Annotated in this window: 21 protein-coding genes and 1 riboswitch; of the genes, 10 read left to right on the plus strand and 11 right to left on the minus strand. The window is 60.7% G+C overall.

Annotated elements, in window-relative coordinates; genetic code table 11:
* Positions 1-168: 168 nt before the first annotated feature.
* From AAEZ10_RS23770 to ahcY, 4 genes are all read right to left on the minus strand, one after another.
* On the minus strand, positions 169-981 hold the full coding sequence (locus AAEZ10_RS23770) for a substrate-binding periplasmic protein (RefSeq protein WP_110644414.1): 813 nt from the start codon (positions 979-981) through the stop codon (positions 169-171).
* Positions 982-1,068: 87 nt separating this feature from the next.
* Positions 1,069-2,151, minus strand: coding sequence for a hypothetical protein (locus AAEZ10_RS23775; RefSeq protein ID WP_350571247.1), 1,083 nt, complete (start codon positions 2,149-2,151; stop codon positions 1,069-1,071).
* Between the two features lie 73 nt (positions 2,152-2,224).
* The gene (metF, locus tag AAEZ10_RS23780) at positions 2,225-3,070 is read right to left on the minus strand and encodes a methylenetetrahydrofolate reductase [NAD(P)H] (protein ID WP_056786871.1); all 846 of its coding nucleotides are present in this window, start codon (positions 3,068-3,070) and stop codon (positions 2,225-2,227) included.
* A gap of 159 nt (positions 3,071-3,229) precedes the next feature.
* Positions 3,230-4,639 carry an adenosylhomocysteinase gene (ahcY, locus tag AAEZ10_RS23785; protein WP_016772771.1) on the minus strand — a complete coding sequence of 470 codons (1,410 nt, stop codon included), beginning with the start codon at positions 4,637-4,639 and terminating at the stop codon, positions 3,230-3,232.
* A 23-nt stretch (positions 4,640-4,662) separates the two neighbouring features.
* A riboswitch (S-adenosyl-L-homocysteine riboswitch) is annotated at positions 4,663-4,761 on the minus strand.
* A gap of 198 nt (positions 4,762-4,959) precedes the next feature.
* On the opposite strand from ahcY, the gene AAEZ10_RS23790 reads away from it, so the two are divergent.
* Positions 4,960-5,364, plus strand: a complete 405-nt coding sequence (locus AAEZ10_RS23790) for an acyl-CoA thioesterase (protein WP_016772772.1) — start codon at positions 4,960-4,962, stop codon at positions 5,362-5,364.
* Between the two features lie 175 nt (positions 5,365-5,539).
* The gene (locus AAEZ10_RS23795; protein ID WP_073471057.1) at positions 5,540-6,427 is read left to right on the plus strand and encodes a formate/nitrite transporter family protein; all 888 of its coding nucleotides are present in this window, start codon (positions 5,540-5,542) and stop codon (positions 6,425-6,427) included.
* Here the strand turns inward: AAEZ10_RS23795 and AAEZ10_RS23800 are convergent, their stop codons facing one another.
* Complete coding sequence (locus tag AAEZ10_RS23800; RefSeq protein ID WP_024014630.1) at positions 6,428-7,693, minus strand: cation:proton antiporter; 1,266 nt, start codon at positions 7,691-7,693, stop codon at positions 6,428-6,430.
* Between the two features lie 251 nt (positions 7,694-7,944).
* A complete protein-coding gene (locus AAEZ10_RS23805) occupies positions 7,945-9,114 on the minus strand; it encodes an MFS transporter (RefSeq protein ID WP_350571250.1) in 1,170 nt (389 codons plus the stop codon).
* Between the two features lie 332 nt (positions 9,115-9,446).
* Between AAEZ10_RS23805 and AAEZ10_RS23810 the strand changes: the two genes are divergently transcribed.
* Entirely contained in the window at positions 9,447-9,830 is a 384-nt protein-coding gene (locus AAEZ10_RS23810; protein ID WP_039757593.1) for an MAPEG family protein, read from the plus strand.
* A gap of 114 nt (positions 9,831-9,944) precedes the next feature.
* On the opposite strand, the gene mltA is transcribed toward AAEZ10_RS23810, so the two are convergent.
* The gene (mltA, locus tag AAEZ10_RS23815) at positions 9,945-11,129 is read right to left on the minus strand and encodes a murein transglycosylase A (protein WP_350571252.1); all 1,185 of its coding nucleotides are present in this window, start codon (positions 11,127-11,129) and stop codon (positions 9,945-9,947) included.
* A 128-nt stretch (positions 11,130-11,257) separates the two neighbouring features.
* Here mltA and AAEZ10_RS23820 point away from each other — a divergent pair, with 128 nt between their 5' ends.
* Positions 11,258-11,707 carry a c-type cytochrome gene (locus AAEZ10_RS23820; protein ID WP_350571254.1) on the plus strand — a complete coding sequence of 150 codons (450 nt, stop codon included), beginning with the start codon at positions 11,258-11,260 and terminating at the stop codon, positions 11,705-11,707.
* A 165-nt stretch (positions 11,708-11,872) separates the two neighbouring features.
* Here AAEZ10_RS23820 and AAEZ10_RS23825 read toward each other — a convergent pair whose 3' ends face one another.
* The 4 genes from AAEZ10_RS23825 to AAEZ10_RS23840 all read right to left on the minus strand — a co-directional run bounded on the left by AAEZ10_RS23825 (position 11,873) and on the right by AAEZ10_RS23840 (position 16,468).
* Positions 11,873-12,268, minus strand: coding sequence for a DUF1090 domain-containing protein (locus AAEZ10_RS23825; protein ID WP_016772779.1), 396 nt, complete (start codon positions 12,266-12,268; stop codon positions 11,873-11,875).
* A 97-nt stretch (positions 12,269-12,365) separates the two neighbouring features.
* Positions 12,366-14,042 carry an NAD-dependent DNA ligase LigB gene (ligB, locus tag AAEZ10_RS23830; protein ID WP_350571256.1) on the minus strand — a complete coding sequence of 559 codons (1,677 nt, stop codon included), beginning with the start codon at positions 14,040-14,042 and terminating at the stop codon, positions 12,366-12,368.
* A 221-nt stretch (positions 14,043-14,263) separates the two neighbouring features.
* On the minus strand, positions 14,264-15,454 hold the full coding sequence (gene metK / locus AAEZ10_RS23835; RefSeq protein WP_024014624.1) for a methionine adenosyltransferase: 1,191 nt from the start codon (positions 15,452-15,454) through the stop codon (positions 14,264-14,266).
* A gap of 18 nt (positions 15,455-15,472) precedes the next feature.
* Complete coding sequence (locus AAEZ10_RS23840; protein ID WP_041476783.1) at positions 15,473-16,468, minus strand: ArsR/SmtB family transcription factor; 996 nt, start codon at positions 16,466-16,468, stop codon at positions 15,473-15,475.
* A gap of 258 nt (positions 16,469-16,726) precedes the next feature.
* Between AAEZ10_RS23840 and tkt the strand changes: the two genes are divergently transcribed.
* From tkt to fba, 6 genes are all read left to right on the plus strand, one after another.
* A complete protein-coding gene (tkt, locus tag AAEZ10_RS23845; RefSeq protein WP_071173876.1) occupies positions 16,727-18,724 on the plus strand; it encodes a transketolase in 1,998 nt (665 codons plus the stop codon).
* A 151-nt stretch (positions 18,725-18,875) separates the two neighbouring features.
* The gene (epd, locus tag AAEZ10_RS23850; protein WP_071173875.1) at positions 18,876-19,928 is read left to right on the plus strand and encodes an erythrose-4-phosphate dehydrogenase; all 1,053 of its coding nucleotides are present in this window, start codon (positions 18,876-18,878) and stop codon (positions 19,926-19,928) included.
* A 12-nt stretch (positions 19,929-19,940) separates the two neighbouring features.
* Positions 19,941-21,104 (plus strand): phosphoglycerate kinase, encoded by a 1,164-nt coding sequence (locus AAEZ10_RS23855; protein ID WP_350571259.1) that lies wholly within the window; start codon positions 19,941-19,943, stop codon positions 21,102-21,104.
* A gap of 34 nt (positions 21,105-21,138) precedes the next feature.
* Positions 21,139-21,360, plus strand: a complete 222-nt coding sequence (locus AAEZ10_RS23860; RefSeq protein WP_016772786.1) for a hypothetical protein — start codon at positions 21,139-21,141, stop codon at positions 21,358-21,360.
* 57 nt (positions 21,361-21,417) lie between these two features.
* A complete protein-coding gene (locus AAEZ10_RS23865) occupies positions 21,418-21,750 on the plus strand; it encodes an MliC family protein (protein ID WP_071173874.1) in 333 nt (110 codons plus the stop codon).
* A gap of 263 nt (positions 21,751-22,013) precedes the next feature.
* Positions 22,014-23,078, plus strand: a complete 1,065-nt coding sequence (gene fba / locus AAEZ10_RS23870; RefSeq protein WP_008081027.1) for a class II fructose-bisphosphate aldolase — start codon at positions 22,014-22,016, stop codon at positions 23,076-23,078.
* Positions 23,079-23,194: the final 116 nt, after the last annotated feature.

Consider the following 23,194-nt stretch of genomic DNA (forward strand, 5'->3'; position numbering starts at 1 on the left):
AATCACGTTTAAGAGGACGCAATCCCGTCCGGTCCAGCGGCGGTTCCGAAGGCACGTCAGGAGCGCTCGCGCGGGCTGGAAGCTGCGCTGTAGCGGGTCGAGAGGCCTGTTACGGTTCCGGGCGTCCGGGCGTGAGCCTGGCGGGAACGCCGGAGTATAACAGAGCAATCACTGCGCGCTGCTTTCCTGCTGCTCAACGGTTTTGCCGCCGGCCGTGGCCGGGCGCATTGGTGCGCCCTCAACAGGTGCGGCACCATAGCGCGCGCTGAGCTCGGCGTAGGCCGGTTCACGCTTGAAACGCTTGAGCTCGGCACCGAAACGCTGCACCAGCAAATCCATGCCGGCATTGCGCCGAACCGCAAGAAACTGGCTCTGACGGCTGATAACCGTCGGGTTTTCCGTGATCAGATCGCGAATATTCAGCTCATCGAGCAAATGCTGACCGACGCGGCGATCGGTTATCAGCAGGTCGATGCGTCCGCGCACCAGTTTGCCGAAATTGGCTTCATGGGTCGGTGCCGGCTCTCGGGTAAACAGCTGCGACTGGCTGAAATCAGGGCTGTACAGATAACCCGGCGAGGTGCCGATGGTCAGGCCTTTGAGTTGTTCGAGGGTGTTGAATGGATGCGGCCGGTCGTTGGCGTAGAACATCACGAATTCGACATCGGACAACGGTTCGCTGGGATAGAGCAGGGTGGCGTCGCGTTCGGCGCTGTGAAAGATGTCCAGCGCACCGTCGGCCTGGCCGGTCTCGAGCATCGACAGGCAGCGCTTCCACGGCAGGAACTGCCATTCCACTTCAATGCCCAGACGCTGGAACACGATGGCGGTGGTTTCGTAGTCAAGACCAAGGTTTTTGCCACCCTGTTCGTAGACGTACGGCGCCCACGGCTCGGTGACAATACGCAACTTCTCCCCCCGAGCGGCGACGCTCAGGCAAGTCAAAAGAATAACGCTCAGCAGTTGGGCAATAAGGGGCATGGCCTGAGGTTAGTACGCGAAACGCCTGATGAGAAGCTCTGGCATGCATGTTTCGCGCAGACCCCGGGCGCAATGGCCGTGATGGCCTTATTTACTTGCGGTTTTCAGCAGGTGTTGGTGGACCTTCGCGTGACGCGAACCAAGGATCCGCTTGACCAGGCCGCGACTGAACCAGTCCCTGAGCAAGTGCCTGCAAACCGGCTTGCCAATGCGTTGCTGCTGGTTTTCCAGCGCCTTGTCCCACCAGACCGCTGCACACGCCTGATCGAACTCGTTGGGATGTTCATAGCAGCCGTAAAGGATTTCGCGCATGAACTGACGCAGATGTGCCGGCAGCAGCAGCGTGATGAGCTTGTAGAACATCCGTTGCAGGCGCGGCGGTCGCGGCAGTTGCGGTGATACACGTCGGGTGTCGTCCAGTGCAGCCTCGCCGGTCGGGTTGTCGCCATGTTTGGCGACCCAGGCCTGAACCTTGGCCCTGAACAGGTGCTTGCGGCTCCAGTAATGGTGAATCAGATCCGGGCACTTGTTGACGTCGAGCGTGCGGTAGGCGGCCACTGACAGGCAGAACTCTTCGAGGGTGTAGGCGCCCTGTGCCGACGGGAACAGCTCATCAATCAAAGCGATGGAGCGGTCGAGCACGTGGGCATCCTGCCGATGCAGGCCGATGACGCCGGAGTTGAGCAGGCGCATGTGATCGTCAGTCAGGCCTTTGTCCAGCAGTGTGGCCGACAGCGTGCGGTAGAGCAGGCTCATCTTGTTGTCGCCATAGCGAGCGTAGTAGTCATTGCACAGCAGGGTGCCGGGCTGCACCCGCTCGAACAGTTTCAGCGGCGAGCAGTGGAAAAATGTATCGGTGTCGATCAACAGCGCCGTTTCATGCTCTTCAAGTACCGAGCGCAACGCGACATGTTTGATCCGGAAATGATAACCGTGGGGTTCGCTCCATTTCTGGCGCGTTTCGGCGTCCAGCGGGCGAATGCGTACGGGGAGATGCTCGTAGGGTTGCGGATTGTCGCTGAAGACCTGGATATCGATCGCGGCATCCGGTGTCTCGCGCAACCACGCCAGAGCACTGGCGATGCTGAAAACAGCTTCCTGATGGTAAGTCTCGGCACCGAAAACCAGATAGACCAGTTGAGGGCGTGTTTTTGTTTGCGCGCAGATCATCGACGACAACATTCCATTTGTGCTTTTTAGTGAAAAGGCCCGGTGAGGGCCTTTTTTATCGCATGGAAAACCTTCAGCGCGGCAGCTTCAGGTTGTTCCAGATGGCCAGGCTAGGTTCGGCCTGGTTCATCGAGTAGAAGTGCAGCCCCGGTGCGCCGCCCTGCAGCAGGCGTTCGCACATTTCGCTGACGACTTGTTCGCCGAAGCTTTGAATGCTTCGCGTGTCGTCGCCGTAGGCTTCCAGTTGCTTGCGGATCCAGCGCGGGATTTCCGCACCGCAGGCATCGGAGAAGCGCGCGAGTTTGCTGTAGTTGGTGATCGGCATGATCCCCGGCACGATCGGCAGATCCACGCCCAGCGCCTGCAAACGGTCGACGAAGTAGAAGTAGCTGTCGGCGTTGAAGAAGTACTGGGTAATCGCGCTGTCGGCACCGGCCTTTGCCTTGCGCACGAAGTTGGCGAGATCGTCTTCGTAGTTGCGCGCTTGCGGATGCATTTCCGGGTAAGCGGCGACTTCGATGTGGAAATGATCGGCGGTTTCTTCACGAATGAATTCCACCAGTTCATTGGCGTGACGCAGCTCACCGCTGGTCATGCCCATGCCGGACGGCAGGTCGCCACGCAGGGCAACGATGCGCTTGATGCCGGCAGCCTTGTATTCGTTCAGCAGGCCGCGCAGGTCGTCCTTGCTGTCACCGACGCACGACAGGTGCGGAGCGGCGGGTACTTTGACTTCGCTTTCCAGCTGTAACACGGTGTTGAGCGTGCGATCACGGGTCGAACCGCCAGCGCCGTAGGTGCAGGAAAAGAAATCAGGGTTGTAGGTGGCCAACTGACGGGCAGTGGCGAGCAGCTTTTCTTGCCCGGCATCGGTCTTGGTCGGGAAAAACTCGAAGCTGTAGCGACGGTCTTGGGACATGGTCATACCCTTGTAAACAAGTACCTTCGAGGCGCTGCAATCCCGTGTGGGAGCGAGCCTGCTCGCGAAAGCGCTGGGTCAGACAACCGTGATGTTGAATGATCAATCGCCTTCGCGAGCAAGCTCGCTCCCACAGGGAGAGCGAGCTTTCAGCGCCTGTTAGTAGCGATAGGCGTGCGGCTTGAACGGGCCTTCGACGGTGACGCCGATGTAGTCAGCCTGTTGCTTGGTCAGTTGGGTGACCACGCCGCCGAAGCCGCGAACCATTTCCAGGGCCACTTCTTCGTCGAGTTTCTTCGGCAGCACTTCAACGGTCAGACGCTCGGCTTTCTGCGCTGGCGACAGGTCGGCGTATTTCTGGCCGAACAGGAAGATCTGTGCCAGAACCTGGTTGGCGAACGAACCGTCCATGATGCGGCTCGGGTGACCGGTGGCGTTGCCCAGGTTCACCAGACGGCCTTCGGCCAGCAGGATCAGGTAGTCGTCGTTCTGTGGATCGAAGCTGCCAGCGCCGGTGCGGTGAACCTTGTGCACCTGTGGCTTCACCTCTTCCCATGCCCAGTTCTTGCGCATGAAAGCGGTGTCGATTTCGTTGTCGAAGTGACCGATGTTGCAGACAACGGCGCGCTTCTTCAGGGCTTTGAGCATGTTCGCGTCGCAAACATTGACGTTACCGGTGGTGGTCACGATCAGGTCGATCTTGCCCAGCAGCGCTTTGTCGATGCTTGCTTCGGAACCGTCGTTGATACCGTCGATGAACGGCGACACCAGTTCGAAACCGTCCATGCAGGCTTGCATGGCGCAGATCGGGTCAACTTCGGAGACTTTAACGATCATGCCTTCCTGACGCAGCGACTGAGCCGAGCCCTTGCCCACGTCACCGTAACCGATGACCAGCGCTTGCTTGCCGGACAGCAGGTGGTCGGTGCCGCGCTTGATCGCATCGTTCAGGCTGTGACGGCAGCCGTACTTGTTGTCGTTCTTGGACTTGGTCACCGAGTCGTTGACGTTGATCGCCGGGATCTTCAGCTCGCCCTTTGCCAGCATGTCCAGCAGACGGTGTACGCCAGTGGTGGTTTCTTCGGTTACGCCGTGAACGCGATCGAGCACTTGCGGGTATTTCTTGTGCAGCAGCTCGGTGAGGTCGCCGCCGTCGTCGAGGATCATGTTGGCGTCCCATGGCTGGCCATCCTTGAGGATGGTCTGCTCCAGGCACCACTCGTACTCTTCTTCAGTCTCGCCTTTCCAGGCGAACACCGGAATACCGGCAGCAGCGATTGCGGCAGCGGCCTGATCCTGAGTAGAGAAAATGTTGCAGGACGACCAGCGTACTTCGGCACCCAGGGCAACCAGGGTTTCGATCAGCACGGCGGTCTGAATGGTCATGTGGATGCAGCCGAGGATTTTCGCGCCCTTGAGCGGCTGCTCGGCAGCGTATTTGCGGCGCAGACCCATCAGGGCAGGCATTTCCGATTCGGCGATGATGGTTTCGCGACGGCCCCAGGCAGCCAGGGACATGTCGGCAACTTTGTAATCGGTAAAATCGGCAGGCGTGTTGACAGCGCTCATGAAGAGCCTCCATTCGTAATGTATGCGAATGGGCGCCGTTGTGCGTTTAGTGTCCGGCGTGAGCCGGTCAACGCCCCATCCGAGCCTGACAGGTCTAACCTGCTGCAGCGCCCCTCGGACAGGTGGCGGGAAAACGGTAGCCAGTGAACGTTACCGTTTTTTGAAACGGGGGCGATTATAGCCGCCCGGGCTGATCTTCCAAAGGGTTTCTGTCGGCTGGATGAAGATCGCCAATGGCGACCATAGTCGCAGCTGCCTGGAGCCTGACTGATCAGTCTGCCAAGATGGGCGCATCTTTCGGCAAGCGCTCAGGAGTGAACATGAATTTCCACACCCGCAAATGGGTAAAACCCGAAGACCTCAACCCCAACGGCACCCTGTTCGGCGGCAGCCTGCTGCGCTGGATCGACGAAGAAGCCGCGATCTACGCCATCGTGCAACTGGGCAACCAGCGTGTGGTGACCAAGTACATCTCGGAAATCAACTTCGTCAGCGCCTCGCGCCAGGGCGACATCATCGAACTGGGCATCACCGCCACCGAATTCGGCCGCACCTCGATCACCCTGACCTGCGAAGTGCGCAACAAGATCACCCGCAAGAGCATCCTGACCGTCGAGAAGATGGTGTTCGTCAACCTCGGCGAAGACGGCCTGCCGGCGCCGCACGGGCGGACCGAGATCAAATACGTGAAAGACCAGTTCAAGGATGACGAGGCCGTTCAATAAGATCGACGGCGCATTCTTCGCGAGCAGGCTCGCTCCCACAGGTACAGCGTGATCCTTGTGGGAGCGAGCCTGCTCGCGAAAGCGGTTGCCAATTCAGCGGAGATTCGCCTGGCCACTGAACAGCCATGAAGCGCAACGGTCGTAGCTACATCCCCCCCCCACCGGTTGCCACGCCATGACCACCCCCACCAGCGACAAGACCCCCGACCTCTCGGCCAAGGAGCAGCACGAAGTCGAGAAGAGCCAGCCGCCGCGCGCGGCCGTTCTGCATGAAATCATCCGCACTCAGGGCGACCAGGAACTGGAGCGCAGCATTGCCGCGCTGTGGTGGTCGGCGCTGGCGGCAGGGTTGACCATGGGCCTGTCGCTGATGGGCATGGGATTGCTCAATTCGCGCCTGCCCGACGGCGACGAATTCAAGGTGATCGCCAGTTTCGGCTACTGCGCCGGTTTCCTCGCGGTCATCCTCGCGCGCCAGCAACTGTTTACCGAAAACACCCTGACCGCCGTGCTGCCGGTGATGACCAGGCCGACGCTGAAGAATTTCCTGCGCCTGATCCGTCTGTGGACAGTGGTATTGGTCGGCAACCTCTGCGGGACGATTCTGGTGGCGTACGTGATGCTGGAACTGCCGATTTTCGACAGCAAGACCGACGTCGCCTTCCTCGAAATCGGCCGCAAGGTCATGGAGCATAGCGCCAGTCAGATGTTCGCCAAGGGCATCGTCTCCGGCTGGATGATCGCCACCATGGTCTGGATGATCCCGTCCATGGAGAGCGCGAAGATGTGGATCATCATCCTCATCACCTACTTCATGGCGCTGGGCGACTTCACCCACATCGTCGTCGGATCCGCGGAAGTGTCCTATCTTGTGTTTGCCGGCGAGTTGCCGTGGAGTGATTTCTGGGCGGTGTTCGCCGGGCCGACGCTGGCGGGAAATATCATCGGCGGCAGCTTTATCTTCGCGCTGATCAGCCATGCGCAGATTCGCAGCGAAAGCGGTGCGCCGAAGGAACCTGCGGATCAGGCTGTTAAGCCCGATCCGCAGTCGATCAAGAAATGATCAGTGGTGGGCTGGCTCAGCCACGCTGGCCGGCTCGTTGCGCGTCGCGTGCTTGACCAGTTTGCCGATGGTCAGGCCCTGCAGCAGGATCGACGACAGCACGACGATGTAGGTGATGCTCAGCAGCAGGTCGCGTTCCGGGCCCAGCGGCAGGGCCAGCGCCAGTGCCACCGAAACACCGCCGCGCAAACCGCCCCAGGTCAGGATGCGGATGGTGCCGGCCGGCACTGAGCGCCAGCGCCGCAGCAGCAGGATCGCCGGCGCCACGGTAAGCAGGCGCGACAGCAGAATCGCCACCGCCAGCAGGCCTGCGGCGGCCATGTGCAGCCAGTTGAACGGCAGCAGCAACAGCTCCATGCCGATCAGCGCAAACAGCAGCGCGTTGAGCATGTCATCGAGCAACTCCCAGAAACCGTCCAGATAGCGCCGGGTCATGTCGTTCATCGCCAGATTGCGCCCGAGGTTGCCGATGATCAGACCGGCCACCACCATCGCAATCGGCGCCGAGACGTGCAGTTCGGTGGACATCGCCGAACCGCCGATCACCAGGGCCAGCGTCAGCATCACGGTGATCTGGTGCTGCTCGACGCTTTTGATCATCCGATAGACCAGATAACCAATCAGTCCGCCGAACAACACACCACCAATCGCCTCATGGACGAAGAGCATGGCCGTGGCGCTGACGGTCGGGGTTTCGCCCAGTTGCGCGATGCCCAGCAGCACGGTGAAGACCACCACCGCCGTGCCGTCGTTGAACAGTGATTCGCCGACGATGGTGGTTTTCAGTGGCTTCGAAGCGTTGGCGGTACGCAACACGCCGAGCACGGCAATCGGGTCGGTCGGTGAGATCAGCGCGCCGAACAACAGGCAGTAGAGGAAACTCACATGCCAGCCGAACAGGGCAAAAATGTAGAAGGCCAGGCTGCCGATCACCACGGTGGCGATCAACACACCGAAGGTCGCCAGCAGGCCGATCGGCCAGCGGTAGCTGCGCAAATCATTGAGGTTGACGTGCAGGGCGCCGGCGAACAGCAGGAACGAGAGCATCCAGTTCATCAGCAGATCGCCGAAATCGATCTGGCCGATCAGTTGCTGCACGCGGTCTTCGAGGCCGGGAAAACCGAGGACGCTGAGGCCTTGCAGGAGCAGTGAGAACAGCAGGGCGGTAACCATCACGCCGATGGTCGGCGGCAGGCCGATAAAGCGGAAATTGACGAAGGTCAGGAGGGTGGTGAGGCAGATGAAAGCGGCGACAAGTTCAAGCATCCGGGGTCCTTTGGATGGAGAGTGAATGGAGCGCGACCGGAGGTTGGACGCAGGGGTTTGATGGGCGAAGAGCGACATGGGACACACCACAGTTCATTGTGGCGAGGGGATTTATCCCCGCTCGGCGGCGAAGCCGTCGCAATCCGGTTTATCGATTATTTCTGACAAAACCCGATTGAAGGTTTTTGGGGGCTGCTGCGCAGCCCAACGGGGATAAATCCCCTCGCCACAGGTAGTCAGTCGCAGAGGTCTCAGCCAGACACATTGACCGCACTCGCCCGTCGACGTTGCAGGTAAATGAACAACAGCGCCGTCAGCACCGTCAGCACGCCGACCAGCGCCCCGGTCCACGGCAGGTCCGCCAGATCCGCGCCGCTGGCAACCACCAGCCCGCCAATCCAGGCACCTGCTGCGTTGCCCAGATTGAACGCGCTCTGGTTCAGCGTCGAACCCAGATTCGGCGCTTCATGCGCCTGATCGATGATCAGCAACTGCAGAATCGGGCACAGCGCAAAGGCGAAAATCCCCCACAGCACCAGGGTAATCGCCGCCGGAATCACCGCGCGGCTGGTCTGGCTGAACGCCGCCAGAATCACCACAACTGCCAGTGCCACGCCGACCAGTGACGGCAGCAAGCGGCTATCGGCCAGACGCCCGCCGAGCATGCTGCCCGCTGTCAGGCCGACGCCGAACAACAGCAGCATCACCGTCACGCCGTGGGGGCTGACGCCAGTGATGTCTTGCAGAATCGGCGCGATATAGGTGAACACGCTGAACAGGCTGGTCGAGGCCAGCACGCTCATGCCCAGCGCCAGCAGCACGTTGGCCTTGCCCAGCACTTTGAATTCGCTGGCGAGGTTGGCTTTGTCCATCGCGATGTGTTTTGGCAGCCACAACCACTGCGCCAGCGCCGCAACAATGCCGATCACCGACACCGCCCAGAAGGTCGAGCGCCAGCCAGCGTATTGGCCAAGCGCTGTGCCGAGTGGCACGCCAAGCACGTTGGCCAGGGTCAGGCCGGTGAACATCATGGCAATGGCTTGCGCGCGTTTGTTCGGCGCAACCAGGCCGGCAGCAACCACCGAGCCAATGCCGAAAAACGCGCCATGACACAGTGCCGTGACCACCCGCGCCGCCATCAGCGTCGCGTAGTTCGGCGCGAGCGCGCAGAGCACGTTGCCGAGGATGAACATCAGCGTCATGCCCAGCAGTGTCGCTTTGCGCGGCATATTGGCGGTGCCGATCGCCAGGATCGGTGCGCCGAACACCACGCCCAGGGCGTAACCGGTGATCAGCAGCCCGGCGTGAGGAATGCTCACCGCCAGATCGCGGGCGACGTCGGGCAGCAGGCCCATGATGACGAATTCGGTAGTGCCGATGCCGAACGCGGCAACGGCGAGTGCAATTAAAGCGAGGGGCATGCGCAAGGTCTCTGTCGGTAGTCTTGACGCTTTGATCAGGCATACGCGTGCCAGCGACCGTTTTCGAAGAAAGCGGAGCAGGCAGCTTTTATTGGAATTTTTTGGTGTGCAGCTGAGTACGGCGCGGTGGGTTGCAGTATAAACAGCTGCTGACACATGACGAATCAATAATCTGACTAATCGACGGCTCGCTGGAATTGCCGTGTTATATCCAGCTGAAAGAACCTTTCTGCCGGGCGCGGCTCTTAGCCTGTGGGCAGGTGCTGATCGGCATGCTGGTGATGAATTTCTGATCGCTCGCCAATTTCTCCAATCGAAAAAAGGACGACGTTATGACAGTGGCTCTGTGGTGTGTGTTGATCGCGATTTTCCTGCCGTACGTGTGCACGATCGTGGCGAAGGCCACCGGCGGTTTCCGCTTGAAGGACAATTATGATCCACGGGACTTTCTCGACAGCGTCGATGGCGTCGCCCGTCGCGCCCACGCCGCGCAACTGAACAGCTTTGAAGTAACGCCTGCGTTTGCCGCTGCGGTGATCGTTGCGCATCTGGTCGGCACTGCGCAGCTGGTGACGGTCAATGTGCTGGCCGTGCTGTTTATCACCAGTCGCCTGCTGTACATCATTTGCTATCTGGCCGACTGGGCTGCACTGCGTTCGGTGGTGTGGTTTATCGGGATGGGGCTGATTGCTTCGTTTTTCTTTGTGTCGATCTGATTATCGGCTGTTGCTGCCGGCCTCTTCGCGAGCAGGCTCGCTCCCACATGGAAATGCATTCCAGATGTGGGAGCGAGCCTGCTCGCGAAAGCGATGGATCAGGCCACGAAGAATTTAAGATTTTTGCTTCGGTGTATCCGCCACCTGCGGGACCTGCGGCAACGCCGCCCCTTTAGGCCAGAGCATCCATATCTGCCCCTGCTGTTTCATGTCCCCGGCCAGTTGCCCGGCCGCATCACCCGTGCCCCAGAACAGATCCGCGCGCACCTCACCGGCAATCGCGCCGCCGGTATCCTGCGCCGCGACCGGGCGCACCAGTGGGGTGCCATCCGGCTTGGTGGTCGACAGCCATAACAGACTGCCCAACGGAATCACCTTGCGATCCACCGCCGCGCTGTAGCCGGCGGTCAGCGGCACGTTCAGCGAGCCGCGCGGGCCTTCGTTGCTGTCCGGGTTGCGGGTGAAGAACACGTAGCTCGGGTTGCTGGCGAGCAGTTCCGGAATGCGCGTCGGGTTGGCCTTGGCCCAGTTGCTGATCGCGCTCATGGTCACGTCTTCTTTCTTCAGCTCGCCTTGCTCGACCAGCCAGCGACCGATCGGCCGGTACGGGTGGCCGTTCTGATCGGCGTAGGCGATGCGCAACTGTTTGCCGTCCTCGGTCTGAATCCGGCCCGAACCCTGGATCTGTAGAAATTGCAGATTCATCGGATCAGTCAGATAGGCGACCACTGGCGCTTTCACGCCTTTGGATTCGATGGTCGCCGCGTCGTCGTAAGGCTTGAGCACGCGACCTTCGAGGCGGCCGCGCAGGCGCTTGCCTTTCAATTCCGGGTAGATGCTGTCGAGCGAGACGATGATCATGTCTTCCGGCACGCCGTACACCGGCACGTTCGCCGTTGCGGTGGGCGTCAGGCTGCCGGGGTACACCGGTTCGTAGTAGCCGGTGATCAGACCGTTGGGGTTGTCGTTCTCGGCGCGCAGGCCGTAGACATCGAGATTCTGCTTGAGGAATGCACGAATCTCGGCGGCGCTTTGCGGCACATTCACCGCCGCAGCGCAGGTCGGCCCCCAGACTGCGTCGGCTTTGAGTCGTGTGCAGGCGCTGCGCCACGAGCCGAAACCGGCGACCAGATCGCTGTCGGAGACCGCGGGCAAGGCTTCCCAGGTCGCGCTGGAATAGGTGGCCAGCGCATGGGTTTTTGGTTTGGCGCTGTCGCCGCCTGTGCAACCGGCGAGGATGGCGAGCAGTGGAAGGGTGGCGATAAGCGGGTGACGCCAGGCCGTGAAGCGGCTGTTCATGGAGTGATTCCTGTGCCGGTTGGTCGAGTGCTCCATGCGCTCGACCAACCCGTATTTTTAATAGGGCTATTGGTGTTTGGCGGTGAGCCGAGGATACTGGCCGCCGATTTCCGCGACCTGAAGCCACCATGACTCTGAAACCCATTGCTGTTGTATTGCTGGCCTGCCTGACCTTGTCCGCCTGTGGCGGTGTCGACCCGAATTCGCCGCTGGGCCAGCGCAAGGCGATCTTCAAGCAGATGCTCAAGACCAGCGAAGACCTCGGCGGCATGTTGCGTGGGCGCATTGCCTTCGACGGGCCGAAATTTGCCGAAGGTGCGTTCAGACTTGATGCGTTGGCCCATGAGCCTTGGAAGCATTTCCCGCAGGTGCGCGAGGAAGATCACACCAGCGCCAAGGACGATGTCTGGCAGAAACAGGCGCGTTTTCAGGAACTGGCCCGCGCCCTCGAAGCGGCTACCGGTGAACTGGTGGTCGCCAGTCAGGTTCAGCCGTACAAGGCCAGCAATCTCGGGCCGGCAGTGCAGAAAGTTGAAGATGCCTGCAGTGCTTGCCATAAAGAGTTTCGCGATCATTGATTCCTGAAACTGCTGAGTGCCTTGTGGCGAGGGGATTTATCCCCGATGGGCTGCGAAGCAGCCCCAAAACCATACAACCGGGTTTTTTCAGTCGGACCCGACCAGTCGAATTTGCGACGGCCTCGCCGCCGGAAGGGGATAAGTCCCCTCCCCAAAGGGCTTCGGTTACTTATCGATCTCGTCCAGCGCTTCCTGCAGTTCCTTGCGCGACTCGGCGAGCTTTTCCTTGCGCTTGTTGATCTTCTCCGGATCGCCCTTCTTCATGGCCTTGTCGAGGTCCGCCTGACGCTGGCTCACCTCATGCTTGGCTTCAAGCACCTTGTTCTCACGCTCTTTCTTCAGCCCGGCGTCGGTGCAATGTTCGTTCACTTCACGCAGTGCGGTTTCCAGGCCTGCCTGCTGCTCCATGTTGCCGCGCGACTTGGCCTGTTCGATCTGATTGATGATGCCCTGCTTCTTGGCAGCGCAACCGGTCAGGCCCGGGCCGTCTTCTTCGGCCATGACCGGGGCGGCCATGACGCCGCAAAGAGTAAGCAGGGCGAGCGGTGCGAGAAATTTCATAAAAGCTCCATGTGCAAAGGCAATCGGGGTGGGAGGGCACTGCGCTGTTGGAGCGTCTGGCCGGCCGTTGGGTTCCCGCCGGGCGGGGATTGCAGGTTCAGAAGCCGTCGATTCCGGCGGCTTTCAGGGTTTCACTCAAAGCCAGTACCTGCGGGTCGCGAAAGAATGCGCTCAGTTGCGCCGCGCGTCCCGGGCCGATGCCGGCTTCTGCCTGCCATTGTTCAGTGTCGCGTTGTGCCAGGGCCTGCCACGAATCGTCCAGTTGTGCCTGTCCGGTCGGCGGCATGCCCAGCGCTTTCAACCATCGAGCGAACGGCTGTTGCCGCGCGCCCTGAAAACTGTCGATCAGCCGTGCGCTGCTGCGCTCGCCGAGGCCGGCAATGTTAGCAAGCTCTGACGCATCGAGGGTCAGCCAATCCAGCAGGTGTTTCAGACGGCCTGTTTCCAAAAGTTTCTCCCAGGTGCCACGCCCGACATGCTGCATGGCCAGGCCCTGCTTGCCACTGATCCAGGTCAGACGCGCGAGAAACTGGCTTTCACACCCCGGCGTCGGTTGCCAACAGCTCAGTATGTGGTAATCGCCGGCATCGGGAATGCTGATGTCTGCCCGTTCGCTGGTGCGCAGCACGACACTGTCCAGGCGCGGAATGGTCAGCCCGGCCAGACTGATTGCCACCTGATCGCCTGGACGGATGTCGAGGGTTTGCCAGCGCTTGAGCGAGCTGACACTGACCCGTTTGATTTCGCGGTCATCGAGTCTGACCGGCAGCAGTTCCAGCACCGGCGTGATCCGCCCGGTGCGGCCGATCTTGAAATTGACCTTGCGCACTTCGGCCAATGCCTGGGCGAAAGGGTATTTCCAGGCGATCGCCCAATACGGCGCGCGAGCCTGCCAGCGTTCGGCGGGTGGCCGTTGGCTCTGGCGCAGCACCACGCCGTCGCTGGCAAAGGGCAGTGGCGAGCGATACCAGTGCTCGCGCCATTTTTGCGCGTCTTCGAATCGGGTGACGGGCTGGGTATAGGGCTCGGTTGTGGCGAACCCCAATGTCTGAAGTTCGGACAATCTCTCCGGCAGCCGCACAGGACCTTGCGGCCAGTCCCAGACAAACAGGCCGATCCCGGCGGCCTGTTCAACATCGAGTGTTTTGCGTCCCATCAGCCCGGCGATGGTGGCGCGGGCATTGACGCTGCCGGACTGTGATTGAACATGTGCGTTGAGGCGCCAATAAAGTTCGCCCTGTACCAGCAGATCCCGTGGCTGCCTCAACCGTTGCGGAATGGCTGCGATCCTGTGCGCGGAGGCGGTCCAGTCCTGGCCGTTGACCCCGTCACCGCGACTGATCGCCTGCTGCAATATTCCCTGGCGGTAGATCAGCGTGACAGCCACGCCGTCGACCTTGGGCTGCACCCAGACGTTCTGGCGATCGCGCAACCAGTGGGCGACGTCTTCGGCTTTGTGCAGCTTGTCCAGACCGGTATGGGCGATGGGGTGGGTGACCGTGCCGGACGCGGTGCGCAACGGCTGCGGGGATGAGGGTTGGTTAAAACAGGCTTGCCATTCTTTCAGACGCAGCTGGGACTGGTCATAGAGTTCGTCGCTGATCAATGAGCGGCCTTCGCGGTGATAGGCGTCGTCCCATTGGTCGATCCGGTTTTGCAGGGTGGTGATTTCGCGTTGGGCTTGGGAAAGATCCCAGTTCGGACAGTTGGCTTGGCTGACAAGGGTGATGAGTGCCAGCAGGAAGGCCAGCAACAGGCGCAGTGTGAAGAGCATCGTTGAGCGTCCTTGCTCGGGGGTAATATTTGAAGGGTAGGTGAGGATTCGAAATGCGTTACCTGGGGTGTTTTTCGAGGTGTTTCCGGATTCTGAATTGACGTTGCATGGGCGGGCGCCTTCGCGAGCAGGCTCGCTCCCACACAGATCTCAAAAATCTGTCAGGCATGAAAAAGCCCCGCACGGCGCGAACCGTGCGGGGCTTTCTTGCAGCCAGGGTATTACAGGCCAGCGGCGGAACGCAGGGCGTCGGCGCGGTCGGTTTTTTCCCAGGTGAACGTGGTGAAGCTGTCTTCGCCAACGGTCTTGGTCTGCGGCGCACGACCGAAGTGGCCGTAGGCTGCGGTTTCCTGATACATCGGGTGCAGCAGGTCGAGCATGGTGGTGATTGCGTATGGACGCAGGTCAAACACTTCACGCACCAGTTTGATGATCTTGTCATCGCTGATCTTGCCGGTGCCGAAGGTGTTCAGCGAGATCGACGTAGGCTGGGCCACACCGATCGCGTAGGAAACCTGGATCTCGCAACGCTCGGCCAGGCCGGCCGCAACGATGTTCTTGGCCACGTAACGGCCAGCGTAGGCAGCCGAACGGTCAACCTTCGATGGATCCTTGCCGGAGAACGCGCCGCCGCCGTGACGGGCCATGCCGCCGTAGCTGTCGACGATGATCTTGCGGCCGGTCAGACCGCAGTCACCTACCGGGCCGCCAATGATGAACTGGCCGGTCGGGTTGATGTGGAACTGGGTGTCCTTGCTCAGCAGTTCGGCAGGCAGTACGTGCTTGACGATCAGCTCCATCACGCCTTCGCGCAGGTCTTTGTACGACACTTCCGGGTTGTGCTGGGTCGACAGAACAACAGCGTCGATACCGACAACCTTGCCGCCTTCGTAACGGCAGGTCACTTGCGACTTGGCATCCGGACGCAGCCAAGGCAGCAGGCCCGACTTGCGTGCTTCAGCCTGACGCTGCACCAGCTGGTGCGAGAAGGTGATCGGCGCTGGCATCAAAACGTCGGTTTCGTTGCTGGCGTAGCCGAACATCAGGCCCTGGTCGCCGGCGCCCTGATCTTCAGGCTTGGCGCGGTCGACACCCTGGTTGATGTCAGGGGACTGCTTGCCGATGATGTTCATCACGCCGCAGGTCGCGCCGTCGAAGCCGACTTCGGAGCTGGTGTAGCCGATGTCGCAAATCACGTCACGAACGATCTGCTCCAGGTCGACCCAGGCGCTGGTGGTCACTTCACCGGCAACGATGGCGACGCCGGTCTTGACCAGGGTTTCCACGGCCACGCGAGCGTGTTTGTCCTGGGCAATAATGGCGTCCAGCACCGCATCGGAAATCTGGTCGGCGATTTTGTCCGGATGTCCTTCAGACACGGACTCGGAGGTGAAGAGGGAGTATTCGCTCATCTCGATGTTTTCCTGAATTTACCGATGGTGAGTGTCGCCAGCCGGTCGCTGAAAGTGGCGAACCTGGATCTGGAAACCATTACGTAAGCCTACATAGAGGCTTTCCCCGGGAACGAGTCCCGCAGCGGTGGCCCAACGGGCCAGATCGTCCTGTTCAAACCCCAACCAGAGATCACCGCAGGCCTCCCTGGCCCAACTCTGGTTGTGGCTACATAACTCTGTCACGAGCAGGCTACCGCCCGGTTGCAGCAGATCGGCCATGTGCCTGAGCGCATCGGCCGGGGCGGCGAAATGGTGCAGGACCATGTTCAACACTACGCAATGGGCCTTGAGGCTTGTGCCGTTCAATGCATCGGCCAATTGCAGGCTGACGTTAGCCAGCTGTTCACGTTCACACACCTGACGCGCCAGTTCGAGCATCGCCGGGCTGTTGTCCAGCGCGGTTACGGTGCCGAAGCGACGGGCCAGTTCCGGCAGAAAAGCACCATCGCCGGGGCCGACTTCAATGGCCGTGGCTGCACCATCGAAGTTCAGTTTGTCGAGCAGGGCCAGCACGCTGTCACGGTACTGCGGCAGGCCTGCGATCAAATCCTGCTGGGCACGGAATTTTTCCGCGACCCGGGCGAAAAAATCCCGGCTGGCGGCGGCACGCTGGCCGTGAACCTGCTCGATGCGTGCTTGCACTTCATCAGGCAGATCCAGATCGTCGACTTCTTCCAGCAATGCCGCGTGCAGCTTGCCGCCGAGCAATCCGCTGTGGGGCAGGGCGCGACGATAGAAAATCGCGTTGCCCTCACGGCGTGTCGCCACCAGATCGGCTTGCGCCAGCACCTTGAGGTGGTGGCTCATGCCCGACTGGCCGATGCCGAAAATCTGCGCCAGCTCCAGCACGCCAAACGAATCGTTGGCCAGCGCGCGCAATACATTCAGCCGCAGCGGATCGCCGCCGGCCTTGCACAAGGCCGCCAGCTCGTCGCAATCGTCATGGCGAATGGAAGGCACGCGTAAGTTCATAGGGCTGGCAGTCTAGAGACGGGGGCAAGGCACCGCAAGGCCAATATCAAAAAGTTTTGATATTGCTCGATAAATGGCACTTCTCGGCGGACGGCAGTCTCTACAAACGAATAGCGGAAAGGTTTCACCAAGCGAAACCTGTGCTATCGATTGGAAAAACGCCTGCCGATGACTATCTGTCATTGCCCCGAGGCGCATGGGTGAGGGAAAATGCCCTCCTTTTTCCGTTTCAGTCTATTCACACCCAGGAGATCAGCGATGCCTAGCCGTCGTGAGCGTGCCAACGCCATTCGTGCCCTCAGCATGGATGCCGTGCAAAAAGCCAACAGCGGCCATCCCGGTGCCCCTATGGGTATGGCAGATATTGCCGAAGTGCTGTGGCGCGACTACCTCAAGCACAACCCGAGCAACCCGTCGTTCGCCGACCGTGACCGCTTCGTGCTGTCCAACGGCCACGGCTCGATGTTGATCTACTCGCTGCTGCACCTGACCGGCTACGACCTGTCGATCGACGACCTCAAGCAGTTCCGTCAACTGCACAGCCGCACTCCAGGTCATCCCGAATTCGGTTACACCCCGGGCGTCGAAACCACCACCGGTCCGCTGGGTCAGGGTCTGGCCAACGCCGTCGGTTTCGCCTTGGCGGAAAAAGTCATGGGCGCGCAGTTCAACCGTCCCGGCCACAACATCGTTGACCACCACACCTACGTGTTCCTCGGTGATGGCTGCATGATGGAAGGCATTTCCCACGAAGTCGCTTCCCTGGCCGGCACGCTGGGCCTGGGCAAGCTGATTGCCTTCTACGATGACAACGGCATTTCCATCGACGGTGAAGTCGAAGGCTGGTTCACCGATGACACGCCGAAGCGTTTCGAGGCCTACAACTGGCAGGTGATCCGCAACGTCGACGGCCACGATCCGGAAGAGATCAAGACCGCCATCGAAACCGCGCGCAAGAGCGCTCAACCGACGCTGATCTGCTGCAAGACCACCATCGGTTTCGGTTCGCCGAACAAGCAGGGCAAGGAAGATTGCCACGGCGCCCCATTGGGTGACGCAGAAATCGCCCTGACCCGTCAGGCACTGAACTGGAACCACGGCCCGTTCGAAGTCCCGGCCGAGATCTATGCGGAGTGGGACGCCAAAGAAGCTGGCCGCGCGGTCGAAGCAGAGTGGGATCAGCGTTTCGCCGCTTACTCCGCTGCATTCCCGACTGAAGCCAACGAGCTGATCCGTCGTCTGAGCGGCGAACTGCCGGCCGACTTCTCGGAAAAAGCCTCGGCCTACATCGCCGAAGTCGCGGCCAAGGGCGAAACCATCGCCAGCCGCAAAGCCAGCCAGAACACCCTCAACGCCTTCGGCCCGCTGCTGCCGGAAATGCTCGGCGGTTCGGCTGACCTCGCCGGCTCCAACCTGACCCTGTGGAAAGGCTGCAAAGGCGTCAGCGCTGAAGACGCCAGCGGCAACTACATGTACTACGGCGTGCGCGAGTTCGGCATGACCGCGATCATGAACGGCGTCGCCCTGCACGGCGGTCTGGTGCCTTACGGCGCGACCTTCCTGATGTTCATGGAATACGCACGCAACGCCGTACGTATGTCGGCTTTGATGAAGAAACGCGTGATCCACGTCTACACCCACGACTCCATCGGTCTGGGCGAAGACGGCCCGACGCACCAGCCGATCGAGCAATTGACCAGCCTGCGCAGCACGCCGAACCTCGACACCTGGCGTCCAGCCGATGCCGTGGAATCGGCAGTGGCCTGGAAAAACGCGCTGGAGCGCAAGGACGGCCCGTCGGCGCTGATCTTCTCGCGGCAGAACCTGCAGCACCAGGAACGCGATGCTGGCCAGATTGCCAACATCAGCCGTGGTGGTTATGTGCTCAAGGATTGCGCAGGCGAGCCTGAGCTGATCCTGATCGCCACCGGTTCGGAAGTCGGTCTGGCGGTTCAAGCCTTCGACAAACTGACCGAGCAGGGCCGCAAGGTTCGCGTGGTCTCGATGCCTTGCACCAGCGCGTTTGATGCTCAGGATGCGGAGTACAAGCAGTCGGTTCTGCCGTTGCAGGTCAGCGCACGTATCGCCATCGAAGCGGCCCACGCCGATTTCTGGTTCAAGTACGTGGGGCTGGAAGGTCGCGTGATCGGCATGACCACCTACGGTGAGTCGGCGCCGGCTTCGGCATTGTTCGAAGAGTTCGGTTTTACCCTGGAAAACATCCTCGGTCAGGCTGAAGAGCTGCTGGAAGACTAAATCTGACAGTTGTGTTGTCCGGGCTGACGCCTTCGCGAGCAGGCTCGCTCCCACAGGGAAATGCATTCCAATGTGGGAGCGAGCCTGCTCGCGAAAGCGTTGGTTCAGGCAATATCGCACTGCATGATTCACCACGGTAATCGAGAACCCCATGCCTCAACCGCGTCCCTACAAAGTTGCACTCAACGGCTACGGCCGCATTGGTCGTTGCGTCTTGCGGGCGTTGTTCGAGCGCGGCGCGCAGGCCGGGTTTGAAATTGTCGCGATCAACGATCTGGCCGACATGGCCAGCATCGAATACCTGACACGCTTCGACTCCACCCACGGCCGCTTTCCCGGCGAAGTGCGGGTTGAGGGCGATTGTCTGCATATCAATGGCGACTGCGTGAAGGTCCTGCGCAGTGCCACCCCTGAAGGCATCGATTGGGCGTCGCTGGGCGTCGATCTGGTGCTGGAATGCTCCGGCGCTTACCACACCCGTGCCGATGGCCAGCGTTTTCTCGATGCCGGCGCGCCGCGTGTGCTGTTCTCGCAGCCGATGGCCAGCGAAGCGGATGTCGACGCTACCATCGTCTACGGCGTCAATCAGGACTGCCTGACCGGCGACGAACTGCTGGTGTCCAACGCCTCGTGCACGACAAATTGCGGCGTGCCGCTGCTGCGTCTGCTCGATCAGGCGATCGGTCTCGATTACGTGTCGATCACTACGATTCACTCGGCGATGAACGATCAGCCGGTGATCGACGCCTATCATGACGAAGACCTGCGCCGCACGCGTTCGGCGTTCCAGTCGGTGATCCCGGTGTCCACTGGTCTGGCACGCGGTATCGAGCGCCTGCTGCCGGAACTTGCCGGGCGAATTCAGGCCAAAGCCGTGCGCGTGCCGACAGTCAACGTGTCCTGCCTCGACATCACGATGCAGACCGCCACCGCGACTGACGCCAACGAGGTCAACCGGATCCTGCGCGAAGCCGCCACCAGCGGCCCGCTCAAAGGCCTTCTGGCCTACACCGAGTTGCCGCACGCCAGCTGTGATTTCAACCATGACCCACATTCGGCCATCGTCGATGCCAGTCAGACCCGTGTTTCCGGCCCCAAACTGGTGAACATTCTGGCCTGGTTCGACAACGAATGGGGTTTTGCCAACCGAATGCTGGACGTTGCAGACCACTATCTGCAAACAGCAACTTCAAAAAAACCGTAGGAAGTGCGACCCATGACCGTGTTGAAGATGTCCGACCTCGATCTGCAAGGTAAGCGCGTATTGATCCGCGAAGACCTCAACGTCCCCGTCAAGGACGGTGTTGTCACCAGCGACGCGCGCATCCTGGCTTCGCTGCCGACCATCAAGCTGGCCCTGGAAAAAGGCGCGGCAGTGATGGTCTGCTCGCACCTGGGCCGTCCGACCGAAGGCGAATTCTCCGCCGAGAACAGCCTGAAACCTGTCGCCGACTACCTGAGCAAAGCGCTCGGGCGCGAAGTGCCGCTGGTGGCTGATTACCTCGGTGGTGTTGAAGTCAAGGCTGGCGACATCGTGCTGTTCGAAAACGTACGCTTCAACAAGGGCGAGAAGAAGAACGCCGACGACCTGGCCCAGCAGTACGCGGCCCTGTGCGACGTGTTCGTGATGGATGCTTTCGGAACTGCTCACCGCGCCGAAGGTTCGACCCATGGTGTCGCCAAGTTCGCCAAAGTCGCCGCTGCCGGCCCGTTGCTGGCCGCTGAACTGGACGCACTGGGCAAAGCCCTGGGCGCACCGGCCAAGCCAATGGCGGCCATTGTTGCCGGCTCCAAGGTCTCGACCAAACTCGACGTACTCAACAGCCTGAGCCAGATCTGCGATCAACTGATCGTCGGCGGCGGCATCGCCAACACCTTCCTCGCTGCCGGCGGCCACCCGGTCGGCAAGTCGCTGTATGAACCGGACCTGCTCGACACCGCCCGTGAAATCGCGGCGAAAGTCAGCGTGCCGTTGCCGGTTGACGTCGTGGTCGCCAAGGAATTTGCCGAAAGCGCTGAAGCGACTGTGAAGCTGATCGCTGATGTTGCGGCTGACGACATGATTCTCGACATCGGCCCGCAAACCGCAGCCAACTTCGCTGAGCTGCTGAAATCGTCGAAAACCATTCTGTGGAACGGCCCGGTCGGCGTGTTCGAGTTCGATCAGTTCGGCAACGGCACCAAAGTGCTGGCCCAGGCCATTGCCGAAAGCTCGGCATTCTCCATTGCGGGCGGTGGCGACACCCTGGCGGCGATCGATAAATATGGCGTGGCTGAGCAGATCTCCTACATTTCCACCGGTGGTGGCGCGTTCCTCGAATTCGTCGAAGGCAAGGTGCTGCCTGCCGTTGAAGTCCTGGAAAGCCGGGCCAAGGCCTGAGGCCGCCCGTTTGGCCAGGCAAAGGAGTGTTCACATGGTCAAGTCGTTAGCGCTGTTGTTGCTGACCGGTACGCTGGCGGCCTGCGGGAGCACCCCGAAGGCTGACGCCACGCCAGCACCGAGCGAGCCGCAGAAGGGCTGTTACCAGGCCGACTGGCAGGCCGAAACCAACCCGGTGCTGAACAAGCGCTCGGGCCCGGACGGCCTGGACAAATACGAGACGCAAACCCCGGTCAAGGAACATGGTTGTCCTTGACGGGTCTGACTCTTTAACTCAGGGCTGGCGGCGTGCGTCGTCAGTCGAGGAACACGGATGAAAGGCTTGATCGCCGTTGCGGCGTTGGCATTGTTGGGCGGTTGCGCGCAGTTGAACCTGTTTCAGTCGTCGGCCCCGGCAGACAACTGGACGACCTGGACCTGCGACAGCCAGGCCAAGGTGTTGTGGCGTTACGCCGATGCCGGCCAGAAGGAAGTCGACGTTCGCCTCGGCGGCGGTGATCAGGTCTATCGCCTGAAAGAAGAGCCGGGCGCCTCGGGCACGCTGTACAGCGATGGCATGCTGGCGTTTCACGTCAAGGGTGACGAAGGCCTGGTGTACTGGGTCGCCACCAATGACCTGATTGGCCGTGGTTGCAAGGCCGAGTAACACGATTGAATTGGTGTACAGAGATCCAAATGTGGGAGCGAGCCTGCTCGCGAAAGCAATCTTGCCGTCGATGATGCAGTGTCTGTCAGACCGCTTTCGCGAGCAGGCTCGCTCCCACAGGGATTCTCTGTTGTTCACACAGTTTTGGTAACGCCGAATCACCAGACCGGGCCTCAACCCCCGATCTGCATTAACTTGAATAGCCGCCGCCGCTCCGGCAGGCTGGCACGATCAACGACCCTCAACCGGGAGAGACACACACAATGGCACTTATCAGCATGCGCCAGATGCTGGACCACGCAGCCGAGTTCGGCTACGGCGTTCCAGCCTTCAACGTCAACAACCTTGAGCAGATGCGCGCCATCATGGAAGCCGCTGACAAGACTGACTCCCCGGTGATCGTCCAGGCTTCGGCCGGCGCCCGCAAATACGCCGGCGCACCATTCCTGCGTCACCTGATCCTGGCGGCGATCGAAGAATTCCCGCACATCCCGGTGTGCATGCACCAGGACCACGGCACCAGCCCTGACGTCTGCCAGCGTTCGATTCAACTGGGCTTCAGCTCGGTGATGATGGACGGCTCGCTGGGCGAAGACGGCAAGACCCCGACCGACTACGACTACAACGTCCGCGTTACCCAACAAACCGTGGCCATGGCTCACGCCTGCGGCGTTTCGGTAGAAGGCGAGCTGGGCTGCCTGGGTTCGCTGGAAACCGGCATGGCCGGTGAAGAAGACGGCATCGGCGCCGAAGGCGTTCTGGATCACAGCCAGATGCTGACCGACCCGGAAGAAGCCGCTGACTTCGTCAAACGCACCCAGGTCGACGCCCTGGCCATCGCTATCGGCACCAGCCACGGCGCCTACAAGTTCACCAAGCCACCAACCGGCGACGTGCTGGCGATCGACCGCATCAAGGAAATCCACAAGCGCATCCCCAACACCCACCTGGTGATGCACGGTTCGTCCTCCGTGCCACAAGAGTGGCTGGCGATCATCAACCAGTACGGCGGCGACATCAAAGAAACCTACGGCGTCCCGGTTGAAGAGATCGTCGAAGGCATCAAGCACGGCGTGCGCAAGGTCAACATCGACACCGACCTGCGCCTGGCCTCCACCGGCGCCATGCGTCGCCTGATGGCGACCAACCCGAGCGAATTCGACCCACGTAAATTCTTCGGCGCCACCGTGACAGCAATGCGTGACGTGTGCATCGCGCGTTACGAAGCGTTTGGTACTGCTGGTAATGCTTCGAAGATCAAACCGATCTCGCTTGAAGCGATGTACCAGCGTTATCTGAAGGGTGAGTTGAACGCGAAGGTCAACTGAGCCTGAGTGTTGAGCTGATTAAAAAGAAACCCGCCGAGACAGACTGTGTGAAAACCTAGCAATCTGCGCAGCGCTCAAAGAAAATGCTCCGTATCGAAAGATACGGAGCATTTTTC

The sequence above is a fragment of the Pseudomonas sp. H26/SER47-MNA-CIBAN-0231 genome (genome assembly GCF_040310465.1).
GTDB classification, from domain to species: Bacteria; Pseudomonadota; Gammaproteobacteria; order Pseudomonadales; family Pseudomonadaceae; genus Aquipseudomonas; species Aquipseudomonas atacamensis.